13 protein-coding genes are annotated in these 11,593 nt (G+C 46.0%); all 13 read right to left on the bottom strand.

From position 1 onward, the window contains the following. A partial coding sequence (locus tag AC1MDJ_RS02740; RefSeq protein WP_479689425.1) for a TylF/MycF/NovP-related O-methyltransferase occupies positions 1-525 on the bottom strand: 525 nt, incomplete at its 3' end. An 11-nt stretch (positions 526-536) separates the two neighbouring features. Then, entirely contained in the window at positions 537-1,619 is a 1,083-nt protein-coding gene (locus AC1MDJ_RS02735; protein WP_479689424.1) for a radical SAM protein, read from the bottom strand. Continuing rightward, complete coding sequence (gene rdgB, locus AC1MDJ_RS02730) at positions 1,612-2,193, bottom strand: RdgB/HAM1 family non-canonical purine NTP pyrophosphatase (RefSeq protein ID WP_479689423.1); 582 nt, start codon at positions 2,191-2,193, stop codon at positions 1,612-1,614. Before rdgB ends, AC1MDJ_RS02735 begins: the two co-directional genes overlap by 8 nt. After that, complete coding sequence (gene dnaB / locus AC1MDJ_RS02725; protein WP_479689422.1) at positions 2,190-3,587, bottom strand: replicative DNA helicase; 1,398 nt, start codon at positions 3,585-3,587, stop codon at positions 2,190-2,192. The genes rdgB and dnaB overlap by 4 nt, the downstream gene beginning before the upstream one ends. Beyond that, on the bottom strand, positions 3,568-4,023 hold the full coding sequence (gene rplI, locus AC1MDJ_RS02720) for a 50S ribosomal protein L9 (protein WP_479689421.1): 456 nt from the start codon (positions 4,021-4,023) through the stop codon (positions 3,568-3,570). The genes dnaB and rplI overlap by 20 nt, the downstream gene beginning before the upstream one ends. Then, positions 4,020-4,481 carry a regulatory protein RecX gene (locus tag AC1MDJ_RS02715; protein WP_479689420.1) on the bottom strand — a complete coding sequence of 154 codons (462 nt, stop codon included), beginning with the start codon at positions 4,479-4,481 and terminating at the stop codon, positions 4,020-4,022. The genes rplI and AC1MDJ_RS02715 overlap by 4 nt, the downstream gene beginning before the upstream one ends. Positions 4,482-4,509: 28 nt before the next feature. Further along, on the bottom strand, positions 4,510-5,619 hold the full coding sequence (gene recA / locus AC1MDJ_RS02710) for a recombinase RecA (protein ID WP_479689419.1): 1,110 nt from the start codon (positions 5,617-5,619) through the stop codon (positions 4,510-4,512). 126 nt (positions 5,620-5,745) lie between these two features. Continuing rightward, the gene (locus tag AC1MDJ_RS02705) at positions 5,746-6,240 is read right to left on the bottom strand and encodes a hypothetical protein (RefSeq protein ID WP_479689418.1); all 495 of its coding nucleotides are present in this window, start codon (positions 6,238-6,240) and stop codon (positions 5,746-5,748) included. Continuing rightward, positions 6,224-6,667 carry a transcription antitermination factor NusB gene (nusB, locus tag AC1MDJ_RS02700; RefSeq protein WP_479689417.1) on the bottom strand — a complete coding sequence of 148 codons (444 nt, stop codon included), beginning with the start codon at positions 6,665-6,667 and terminating at the stop codon, positions 6,224-6,226. Before nusB ends, AC1MDJ_RS02705 begins: the two co-directional genes overlap by 17 nt. Before the next feature lie 4 nt (positions 6,668-6,671). Beyond that, positions 6,672-7,142, bottom strand: coding sequence for a 6,7-dimethyl-8-ribityllumazine synthase (ribH, locus tag AC1MDJ_RS02695; RefSeq protein ID WP_479689416.1), 471 nt, complete (start codon positions 7,140-7,142; stop codon positions 6,672-6,674). Positions 7,143-7,179: 37 nt separating this feature from the next. Continuing rightward, entirely contained in the window at positions 7,180-8,400 is a 1,221-nt protein-coding gene (locus tag AC1MDJ_RS02690) for a bifunctional 3,4-dihydroxy-2-butanone-4-phosphate synthase/GTP cyclohydrolase II (protein ID WP_479689415.1), read from the bottom strand. After that, a complete protein-coding gene (locus AC1MDJ_RS02685) occupies positions 8,393-9,070 on the bottom strand; it encodes a riboflavin synthase (RefSeq protein WP_479689414.1) in 678 nt (225 codons plus the stop codon). The genes AC1MDJ_RS02690 and AC1MDJ_RS02685 overlap by 8 nt, the downstream gene beginning before the upstream one ends. Before the next feature lie 113 nt (positions 9,071-9,183). After that, positions 9,184-11,433 carry a hypothetical protein gene (locus tag AC1MDJ_RS02680; protein ID WP_479689413.1) on the bottom strand — a complete coding sequence of 750 codons (2,250 nt, stop codon included), beginning with the start codon at positions 11,431-11,433 and terminating at the stop codon, positions 9,184-9,186. Positions 11,434-11,593: the final 160 nt, after the last annotated feature.

The raw sequence follows: 11,593 nt of genomic DNA, 5'->3' as shown, positions 1-11,593 counted from the left end.
GTATCGTTCAGTGGCTATAATAGTAAGGGTGGTCTGCCCCCCCCCCCCGTCTATGCCATGCGTTGAGGCTGGGAATACTCCTTTTACCACACGAACAAGCTCAGGGTGAACCATTTTCTTCATAACCAATTCAATGCTTGTATCGCCGAAAAAATCGTGCGGAACGATACCTTGCACTGATTTCATATCCCGTTCAAGCTGCTTTTTATCAAAACCCGCAAACGTGTCAAAAAGATACAGCTCTCTGTCGGAGAGTGCACGGTTTATATATTTAGCAAAGTTTCCCCTAAATACGCCAAGTTCAGCTACAGCACCCGCAATTTTATTTCTTTTTATCTCGTGGCAAAGGTAGTTTAACGTTGCAAGTCTAATGCTGTCCCAGCTACCAAGACCATAACGAAAAAGCTTTGTTTGCGTGTTTCTACTGTGGTTCACGAGGACTATTTGTATGTGTGACCACTCAATGAGGGTATTTATCGCTCCAAGAATTTTCCTGATGACAGCCCTTATTTTGTGAACTTTCATTCTAACACTCCTTATATTGTTGACATATATTCATCTATTAGTTTAACACAGCCCACACATTCTGGTTCCAGTGGGAGTGTTGAGTTCATAAGAGAGCGTCTGATTCTGACTAATTTATCAGCGTTAAGGCTGTCAACATCCTCCAACACATTGCCGTGCATTCCGTAGTTCTCACGCAGGACACAACAGGGAACAAAATTACCATTAGCATCCATATTTAGGAGCATCCACGGCACACGGCACGCTCTTTTAGTTGGTGCTTCAAGTAATGTTGGGGCGGGGAAAAACACCGTGAACTGTTTTGTAGGCAGACCACCCTTACTATTATAGCCACTGAACGATACACCCTTTAGGTTGTTCTTACAGACACTAATCATATCAGAATACATTGCGGCACTGGTGTCAGTTATAATCTCCGAGAAGTCCCTTGTGGAATAGGTAGATACTACAATGTTAAACTTCAGAGATGCACAGCCTGCATCCTTGCACATCTTTATTATATCAATTATTTCAGAAAAGTTGTTGTTAGCACTCTGTTCCAGTTTAGATTTCAACAATACATAAGACGCATTCATCGGGAACAGGTGCGATACACTTGGCAATATTTTAGTGAGCTTATCATATGTATTATCATAGACAGATACCTGCATATCACAGACACCCGCACGTTGCAAATCTTTAGCACGTTCTCCTAACAGCAGCCCATTAGTAATGAGACCAACTAGATGTTTCTTGGCACGTGCCATAGCTACTAGTTCAGGCAAATCTTTATTCAACAGTGGCTCTCCACCCTCAAGTACCACAAATATAGATTTCTTGAACATGTCCATAGCAAGTATATTCTCAAACTTCTGTGGCGTCAGTTCAAATTTTTGCCAATCTTTAGGGAAACCGCCCAGCGTGCAAAACGAACAACTCAAATTGCAACGGCGTGTGGCACATATATCAAGTATTGGGAACGAATACCCACTCGGTAATATGTCGGGAAGCGTTCCTAACTTGAACTTGAGATAGTTTGCAATAGCTCCACTGGGCAGACTAAACCCAAAATTGGAACTCTTCAAGAAATGACAATATCTAAAAAACCTATCCATTCTTGCTCACTTCTTGTAAGAAGGCGATTACTCTATCCGCTGCATTTCTGCGGTGACTGATATTGTTCTTCTCTTCAGGCGACAGTTCAGCCATTGTCATATTTGGCGAGACTAAAAATAGGGAATCGTAACCGAAACCATTATTGCCCTTAGGTGCTTGCGCAATCGTTCCCTTGCACTCTCCGCGGAATGTGCCTATCAGTTGCCCCGCTCGTGCCAACGCAATCGCACACACAAAGCGCGCACTGCGATAGCTCTTGCCAAACATATTCTGTAATAATAATTTATTGTTTAACTCATTAGTAGAACTATTCCCAGCGTAGCGCGCAGAAAATATCCCAGGCTCGCCATGCAAAATCGCCACCTCTAGTCCAGAATCATCCGCAAGCACAAAATCGTTGCACTGCTTGCTAAGTGCTACTGCTTTAATTTCTGCATTTTCCTCAAAGGACATTCCATCCTCTATGGGTGCCTCATAGTTAGGAAATAGAGCAACCTCCATCCCTACCTCGCTGAATATTTGATTATACTCGTCCGCCTTGTGCTTGTTGGCGGTAGCAAGATAAAACCTCATAATCCCCCGCTATATCTATTTTCAAGGTTTCTGAATAGTGTTAGCTCCTTCACAAATCCCAATCTTGCCGTTCCCGTAGGACCATTCCTATTCTTAGACACTATTACTTCGGCAATTCCTTTGTCCGCCGTGTCCTCGTTATACATCTCTTCGCGGTGTATAAACAACACTTGGTCTGCATCCTGTTCTATCGCACCAGATTCGCGCAAATCAGACAACATCGGACGCTTATCCTTGCGCGCCTCTAACAACCTGTTGAGCTGTGCAAGTGCTATAATCGGTATATTCAGCTCTTTAGCAAGCCCCTTCAAGTTACGCGATATGCTTGATACTTGCTGTTCACGCGAATCTATACTCTTCTCTTCCATCAACTGCAAGTAGTCTATTATAACGAGGTCAAGCCCCCCCGTATCCTTTTTAGTTTTCAAACGCCTACAAACGGAACGAATACCGCCCACATCTATATTGGAATTGTCCGCTACATATAGGTTCAGCGAGCGCACCTTACCATCAGAGCCTGATATTTGCGCCCATTCAGTATCATTAAATCTACCCGTCTGCAGTTTCTTGCTATCCACATGAGAGACTCCAGAAACTACCCTGTCAAGCAACTGCTCCTTTGTCATTTCTAGGCTAAACATTACGACATTATGCTTTTCAGCAACGTTGGTGGCAATATTTAACGCAAGAGCGGTCTTCCCCATACCCGGTCTAGCAGCTATTACTATCAAACTGCCATTTTGCAGTCCGCTCATTATATCGTCCAAGTCGTAAAAGTCTGTCGGCAATCCCACTACAGGTCTATTACTGCTGTGCAGCTTTTCAAGCCTCTCATACATATTTGGCAAAAATTCTGCCAATTTCTCAGGGTTGCTACTGGTGCTGTCCTGTGCCAGCTCATATACCATCTGTCCCGCAATATCAATTACCTTAGTTACATCACCTGTCGTGTCTTTATCAGCCTCATATACATCTTCACATATCTTGGTGGCTGTAGCCGTCAGTTCACGCAATTTTGCCTTACTCTTTACAATGCCAGCGTATTTCTCAATGTTGGCAGCATTTGGGATAATATACGTAAGCCCGTTCACATACTCCACGCCACCTGCAATCTCTAAATTACCCGATGAGCGCAGGGCAGCAAGAACTAGGTTTATATCATAAGGCTGCCCCTCGTCATTTAGCCTTGTTATGGCTCCAAATATCCGCCTGTTGCGTGGGCTATAAAAGTCATGCTCCTTGATGGTGCCGTTTATCTTATCAAACGCACCCGCTTCCAGCATAAGACAGGCAAGCACCGCCTGCTCCATATCCTCGCTATGTGGAGGTATACGCGTAGGTGGCTGCAGGTTGCTATTTTGCGTGCTGCTAGAACTACGCGGGCTGCTCGGCATTTATGATGACCTTGAAACTTGCACGCACGTCCTTATAGAAATGCACCCGCACCTCGTGAATACCAATCTCCTTTAACGATTGTTTCAGTTCAATAAACTTGTCATCAAGCTCATAATCAGCCTGCTCTTTCAGTGCCTTTACTATATCCTGCTTAGTGATAGCACCAAACAGCTTGCCGCTGTCGCCCACCTTAGCCGCAAAGTTTATAGTCACCCTGTTCAGCGCATTTGCCCTAGTTTGAGCATCAGATACACGCGTTTTTTCGCGCTGTTTAATATCTTCCAGCTTCTTCTTCAGCCGCGCTAAGTTAGCAGGCGTAGCCTCCACTGCAAGACGGCTTCTAAACAGATAGTTATTAGCAAATCCGTCCTTTACCTCCTTTGTGTCGCCCTCACTTGCTACATTTTCAACATCTTTAAGGAATATTACCTTCATCGTTCAAAAACCTCACCTTTTAATATATTTACGCTCTTATCCCGCGCAAAACCCCTATAGGTCATATAGTTCATTGCAGTGCGGAACAAAGCCCCTTTATCCTTACCTTTATGAACGGATAGATACTTTTTAGCTGCCTGTCTCATGATGGCGTCCTCATCTATCCCCTCACGGATTATTAACTCGTCAATATCCTTCGCGCCTACTTCAACACCTTTCTGCCGCAATTTATCACGTATATAGTATGCACCATAGCCGCTGTTCGCACGAAAACGCACATAACTAGCGAGCGTGCGGAAATCATCTAAATATTTATCAGACTTCAGCCGCTCCACCGTGCTAGCTACGCCATCCTCATCATCTGGAAAAGCCTCCAGCAACCTACCGCGCAATTCTTCAACAAAATAATCCCTGCGCGACAATAATTTTAACGCACGGACATACACTACGTCAGCCATTCAAACCGCGCCAGCCGTTCAAATCGCACTAGCCATTAGAGCCTTGCTCAGCATCAGTCGTTGCCTGCTTGCCACGTTTAGTCTTTTTTTCTGGCTCAACTGCCCCGCCAGTAGCTGTTGGAGTATCACCCGCAACAGGCTCAGCAAAAGGCACGCCAAACTCTTTACGCACTTTGCGTTCTACATCAAGCGCAAGTTTCGGGTCGTTCTCAAACATTGTCCGCACGCCACCCTCGCCCTGCCCTAGCTTCATATCACCCATGCTGAACCACGAGCCAGACTTTTGGATAATCTTAGCATCTATCGCCATATTTAGCAGTATCGCCTCGCGCGAAATACCCTTGCCAAATATTATATCAAGTTCAACTTGCTTGAATGGCGGCGCAACCTTGTTCTTAACAACCTTTACACCTACGTGGTTGCCAACTACCTCGTCCCTTTCCTTTATAGACTGGTGTCTGCGAATTTCTAAACGCATTGATGAATAAAACTTCAACGCATTGCCGCCCGTTGTTGTTTCGTTGTTGCCATAAGATATAGCACCAATCTTCTGACGTATCTGGTTTATGAATATCAAGCAGGTTTTAGATTTGCTAACAATCCCCGTGAGCTTACGAAGTGCTTGACTCATCAGCCTAGCTTGCAAACCCATGTGCGAGTCGCCCATATCACCCTCTATCTCTGCCTTTGGGGTAAGTGCTGCTACGGAGTCCACTACTATTACATCAACTGCACCGCTACGGATAAGCGTTTCAGCTATATTCAATGCGCTTTCACCAGTATCTGGCTGGGAGATAAGCACATCATCAACCTTTACTCCTATTGCCGCAGCGTAGATTGGGTCTAGTGCATGCTCTGCATCAATGAACGCCACGACACCGCCTGCCTTTTGAGCTTCAGCTATTATATGCAACGTTAGAGTAGTCTTGCCACTTGCTTCAGGTCCGAATATCTCCACAATGCGCCCACGCGGCACGCCGCCGACCCCAAGTGCAATATCAAGATTCAATGCCCCAGTTGATATAACGGGCAGTTTTTCAGTGGGTCTGTCGCCAAGCCGCATAACAGCACCTTTGCCGTGCTCTTTATCAATCTGCGCCATTGCGACTTCTATCGCTTTCAGTTTCTCACTATCCATCGCCTATCCTCCACGCCAGCTATACGCCAACATTACTATGAGCTATATTTATACAAGTCCGCTAATATTATATGAAATTATCTGTCTTGTAAATAGGGGAAAATGTGTTATAACCTCTGCAAATTACTAGCTTGGACGTGTCGCTGGCTTAAACTGCACATAAGACACGAATAGCTTTTTTTGAGTCTTTAATACATCTTTCAATGAATGATTAGCAGAATCTTCTACATACAGATGAGTCAACTTCAGCCCCTTTATTGCCTCTATCAGTATATTGGGATTTGCGTTCACCTGTGCAAAATCCATTAGAAAAAAACCTTGAGTCGGCGCAATCTCCTCCTTTGATACATATACAAGCAGAGATTCATCAAGCTCGTTCACCAATGTACACAATCTGCCGCAAGCAAAGAAGTCAAAGCAAGCACTGCCACCACGCGGACGCTTATCGGCAAAGTTATAGTCAATAAGCACAGGGTTATACATAAAGCTACTCGGTGCTTCCCTCGGATACACAACGCTAGCCACAGCTTGGGCAACTGGCACGCCATCTTGCTCCCCGTCAGCCCGCAAGTCATTTATGGGTGCAACCGTTTCTGGTTTAGTTCTAGCTTTTCTTGCCATCCTTACCCCCCATCTTATCCCCTATAAAAGTAGTATTCACATTCTCTAACAAGCCGTTCACAAACGCCGCACGTTTCTCGCCGATAAAATCGCTTGAAAGCGTAACATATTCGTCTATAACAGCATAGCTCGGCGTGTCAGAGTAGAACAACTCCTCTAATGCTAAACGCAACACACATATATCAAGCTCATCAAGCCTATCAAACGTCCACGTGTCTTTCAGAAATGACTTTATCATACTATCGTGCTCATCCTTGCGCGCATAAGCACCCGCAAATAGCCGCTCGGCAAAGACAGCCACGTCATCGGAAGGACGCTCCATACTTCGCCACAATAGCCCCGCTACACCAGCCGTGTCAGCATCTAATATATTTGCCTGATACATCATCTGTATAGCACATTCACGCGCTCGTGTCCGTTTGCTCATCAGGCTATTGTATTTCCTTTAACAGGTTGAGCATCTCCAGAGCTACCATAGCAGCATCTGCGCCTTTATTACCCGCCTTAGTTCCCGCACGTTCAACAGCTTGCTCAATAGTATCGGTCGTAAGCACACCAAAGATAACAGGCACACCAGTTTTGAGCGATACATTCGCAACGCCTTTGCTGACCTCGCTTGCCACATAGTCAAAATGTGGCGTAGCACCGCGTATAACCGCACCTAACGCAAGCACAGCGGCAAACTTGTTAGTCTCAGCAACCTTTTGGCACACTAGCGGCACTTCAAATGCGCCGGGCACCTTATATACCACAATATCGCTATCCGCTACCCCGTGCCGCACGAGTGTATCAACAGCACCTGCAATCAGGCTCTCTGTGATAAAGTTGTTAAAACGGGATGCCACTATAGCTACACGCCCGCTAGCATTAACAAGCCCGCCCTCAACTAATTTATAAGCCATAACTCACCTCTACAACATAGCATACACTAATTTATACTCACTTGACAAGCCCCAGCAGATGACCTAGTTTCTCCTGTTTAGTCCGCATATAGTCTTGCGATTCGTCTGAGTAGTCCACTATTACAGGAACTCGCTCCACTACCTCTAGTCCATAGCCCGCTAACCCCTTTATCTTAACAGGGTTATTCGTCATTAAACGCATTTTTTTTATCCCTAACTTAGCGATTACCTGTGCCCCAAAGCCGTATTCGCGCAAATCAGCCTTAAAACCTAGTTTCTGGTTAGCCTCAACCGTATCATAGCCATCGTCTTGTAGGCTATAAGCCTTTATTTTGTTAATAATGCCTATGCCACGCCCCTCTTGGAACATATAGACAATAACACCCCGCCCCGCCTTGCTGATAGCAGCCATTGCCGCATGGAGCTGAGCACCGCAATCACAACGTTTAGATGCAAACACGTCACCAGTAAGGCACGATGAATGAACACGGACAAGCGCAGATTCGCTGGTGGTTAAATCGCCCATAGCAAGCACCACAGCCTCTTGCCCATCAATGCTATTCTTAAAACCCATAATGTTAAAGTTGCCAAAGTCTGTCGGCAGGAGCGCACTCGCCAGCTTCTCCACAGGGCTATCGTTCACTAGCCGATAGGCTATCAAGTCAGCTATGGTTACTATTTTCAGATTATGTTTTTCGGCGAACACCTCTAACTGCGGCATACGCGCCATAGTGCCATCTTCGTTCATAATCTCACAGATAACAGCAGATGGGTTCAATCCTGCAAGTTTTGCTAAATCAACTGAACCTTCAGTCTGCCCCGTCCGCACAAATACGCCACCGTCCCGCGCCCTCAGCGGGAATATATGACCAGGAACAACTAGGTCGTCTTTGGTATATTTTTCATCAGCGGCAATGCGGATTGTGTGCGCTCTATCTGCCGCTGAAATGCCCGTGCTGATACCCTCTTTAGCCTCTATAGACAGCGTGAATGCAGTGCCGAAACGACTCTTGTTCTCATCTTGCCCGCTCATCAGCACAAGCTCCAACTCATCACACCTTTTAGAGGTAAGAGGCAGACAAATCAACCCTCTGCCATAAGTCGCCATAAAGTTGATAGCCTCTGGGGTCGCAAATTGTGCCGCCATCGTAAGGTCGCCCTCATTCTCGCGGTCTTCATCATCTACAAGGATTACCATTCGCCCAGAGCGAATCTCATCTAAAGCCTCTTCCACACTAGCGCGTACGTTTTTACTCATATAAAGCACCCTTTTGCATTTCACTGATAAGCCCAATCAATTTAATCTCTTGCTGCCCATCTTTCAACAGCTTTTCTATATAGCGGGCTAGCACGTCTGTCTCTATGTTGACCATATCTCCTGCCTTTAAGGTTGACAAGGTCGTTTGCTCGTAGGTATGCGGGATTACAGCTACAGAGAAAAAATCTTTTGCCGTTTTTGCCACAGTGAGGCTCACTCCGCTCACCGCTATTGAACCTTTATAAACTATATAGCGCATAAGCTCCGCAGGGGCAGAGAACGTCATTAGGTAGCTGTTTGCCTCTTTTGTTACACGTTTCAGCTTCCCTACGCCGTCTACGTGTCCCTGCACTATATGCCCGCCTAGCCTAGACGATAACATCATCGCCCGCTCTAAATTGACTTTTTTGCCCGCTGAAAGATATTTTATAGAGGAATGTTCCAATGTTTCCTTTGATACATCGGCGGTAAAGCTATCAGCTGTAATGCTCGTTGCTGTCAGACATATCCCCTGCACGGCAATAGAATCGCCCACCTTTATATCATCTAGTGCTCCTGTTGGATAGGCAATAACAATCTGCGCCACGCCTGAACCTGCACGGACGCTCCTAACATTGCCGATAGCTTCTACGATTCCAGTAAAGATAATAAACTCCTGCAGTAGCAACAAGGCATTTTCTGCCCCTTATCTCATTTATATGATGTATATTAGACATAAATAGATGATAGCACCATTAGGCAATAATATCAAGAATGGAAAATAACATAGATACAGGTGAGAAATTATCCCCACTTCCATAAGCTAGTTATTGATAGCTGCGTTTCTTCTTCGGCTGTTTTGTTAAAGGCGTTGAGCGTGTCCATTGACGACTTGCCCATGCTAGCCTTGCGTCCCATACTGCGCACACGAGCAATAGCATCAGTAATCCGAGCATAAGCAACCCTCGCTTGTGCTGCACTGCCTACGGATATATCGTTTAACTCTAGCCCTGCCGTATCAAGCCTGCCTATAGCACTGCGCGTCTGGGCGGGATAGCCCACTCCAACTGAGCTTCGCATAGAACCATCCACAACATTTATATATACATCTTTATTAACTAGCATTGATGTATAGTTAATACTATAACCAGCTCCCGCCTTAGCAGTCGCCCTGACAGAGTTATCGGGTTGTGCAATATACACATCAACATTATGCGCAATGTCCCTAAAATAGCCGTCATAGCTATTGCGTGCTCCAAGCAATTTTCCTGTGCTAGCGTCAATGATATTGGCAGCACGGAATGAACTGCTCTTATACCCCTTTAATGTATTCAGCCCCAACAATGACAATAAGCTAGAATTGCCGTCTATTGATAGCTGAGAGTTTGCCCCAGCGATAGCTCCTTGCAGCCCTATAGTGCCTGCGGCAATGCCGACATCGCCGAATGTGCCTGCTGATGAGAAATACTGCGCTAGGAAACTATCACCTATGCCGTTAGCCATCTTTAACTGGTTTGCTATTGCATTGCGCAGTTTCTGGACGAAAGATTCTATGGTATCATCACCTTTTAGTTCAATGCTGGCGGAGCGTCCGTTGCCATTTAGGGCAATAGTCTGCGGGGTGGCGAGCAGGAAGTTCCCTGCGCTATCGTATAGTTGCCAGATGTCCTTCAGCTGGGTAGTCTTCGCGGCAATGGCACCACCAGTAGGAGCAGGAGTTGTCGGCGTGCCAGCAGTCCAAGTGCCCGTTGTGGGTGTAGCATCATAGACGTTATTGAGTGTCATAGCAGGTGTCCACGTAATCTCGTTCTCGTGGAATCCTGCGGCATCCAGCGTCACAAGCCATGCCGAGCCACCTGTTGCAGCATTGTTGCCAGCATTCAGCTTTATACGCATCTGAGAGGGAATATTGGTCTCATACCACTCTACAACACCATCGTTGTAATAGGAGTAGTCGCCCGTTGTGGTGGGGGTATCTATAACAAGCACCTCGTCAGAGAGAGAAAAATCTCCTTCCATATAGAACAAAAATTTATCACCTGACGTAGTTTGCATTATATCCCGAGGAAGAATAAGTGAAAGAAATCCACCTATCGTAGTCTCCGGATTAGTCAAAGGATTAGTTGGCATTACACTACTTGTGAATTCGATTCTATCACCATTAACGGCATCTAACCTACGAAGTCTATAGTTTATCGCACTAGAATCATTCGCAGCATGGTCACTCAGCCACTCAAACTCAATATAGCAACTGTTGGGAGGCACAATTGCGGTCTGTGTTGCATAGCCCGCATCCGGATTCATAGTGTCAAACCTCATAAACAATGAGGGTATCGCTGCATTAGTCACATGCCTATCAACAAGCTGAATTCTTTGCGCACCTCCGTAGGAAGCCTCCGCATTTGAAAATTCAACCGTTGCTCCATTCCATGCGGTTTCTGCATCTTGGCGAGCAGGCGTGGGGTATCTCCCCCAGCTGAATGGCGGCAGTGTCAATGTTGAAGTATTAGTAGTGGTAGCCCCAGATGCTCTTATCCTGAACGGATTAGTGCCATAGACTGCGTTGCTACCAGGGTTCAGCGAATAGTCAAACCTATATGCACCCGTATTTAGCTGTCCCCTGAACACCGCTGACACATTCCTATCAGTTGATGCCCCATAGCCTGACATTTCGCCATTTAGCAACTTTTGCGTATTGGCGGCAGATTGGTTCACCAGACTGTTGATTTCGCTCTTAATGCTATTAAGCTCATCTTGCAATGCAAGCCTATTAGACACGCTGGCACCGATAGCCTGCTGAGCAAGTGAGCGCATACGCTCTAGCAGAGATGCAAGGCTTGTTGTATCATCAGATGCTTTGGTGAATGTATCGGTTGAAAGTGCCAATCTATCAGCTATGCGCGGGTAGCCGGTCAGCTGACCTGCCAATTTCTGCGCCATAGAAGCACTGACAAGCCTCCCCGCAGGGGTCGTCCTAGCAGGACTATTAGCAAGAGACTGCGCCCCTTGCACACCAGCCAGCATAGACGAAACATAGCTATTAGTGCTAATCATAAACTACTCTTTTTATCTCCCCATATCATATCAGCCACCCCCTACTTTAATTCGTCAACGATGTTGCCCCTCCTTACCCTCTCTGCACATACAGACGCCGTAAATGCAGACGCTGTAAATGTAGATACGTGGGGGATGACAAGCAGTTGTCATTCTTGGT

Source organism: Candidatus Termitispirillum reticulitermitis, assembly GCF_054655775.1.
This window is presented reverse-complemented; position numbering and strand designations above follow the sequence as displayed.

What these genes read in the sequence shown, in the direction of transcription:
- AC1MDJ_RS02735 (WP_479689424.1), bottom strand. Translation starts at nt 1,619, where the DNA reads ATGGATAGGTTTTTTAGATATTGTCATTTCTTGAAGAGTTCCAATTTT.
- rdgB (WP_479689423.1), bottom strand. Translation starts at nt 2,193, where the DNA reads ATGAGGTTTTATCTTGCTACCGCCAACAAGCACAAGGCGGACGAGTAT.
- dnaB (WP_479689422.1), bottom strand. Translation starts at nt 3,587, where the DNA reads ATGCCGAGCAGCCCGCGTAGTTCTAGCAGCACGCAAAATAGCAACCTG.
- rplI (WP_479689421.1), bottom strand. Translation starts at nt 4,023, where the DNA reads ATGAAGGTAATATTCCTTAAAGATGTTGAAAATGTAGCAAGTGAGGGC.
- AC1MDJ_RS02715 (WP_479689420.1), bottom strand. Translation starts at nt 4,481, where the DNA reads ATGGCTGACGTAGTGTATGTCCGTGCGTTAAAATTATTGTCGCGCAGG.
- recA (WP_479689419.1), bottom strand. Translation starts at nt 5,619, where the DNA reads ATGGATAGTGAGAAACTGAAAGCGATAGAAGTCGCAATGGCGCAGATT.
- AC1MDJ_RS02705 (WP_479689418.1), bottom strand. Translation starts at nt 6,240, where the DNA reads ATGGCAAGAAAAGCTAGAACTAAACCAGAAACGGTTGCACCCATAAAT.
- nusB (WP_479689417.1), bottom strand. Translation starts at nt 6,667, where the DNA reads ATGAGCAAACGGACACGAGCGCGTGAATGTGCTATACAGATGATGTAT.
- ribH (WP_479689416.1), bottom strand. Translation starts at nt 7,142, where the DNA reads ATGGCTTATAAATTAGTTGAGGGCGGGCTTGTTAATGCTAGCGGGCGT.
- AC1MDJ_RS02690 (WP_479689415.1), bottom strand. Translation starts at nt 8,400, where the DNA reads ATGAGTAAAAACGTACGCGCTAGTGTGGAAGAGGCTTTAGATGAGATT.
- AC1MDJ_RS02680 (WP_479689413.1), bottom strand. Translation starts at nt 11,433, where the DNA reads ATGATTAGCACTAATAGCTATGTTTCGTCTATGCTGGCTGGTGTGCAA.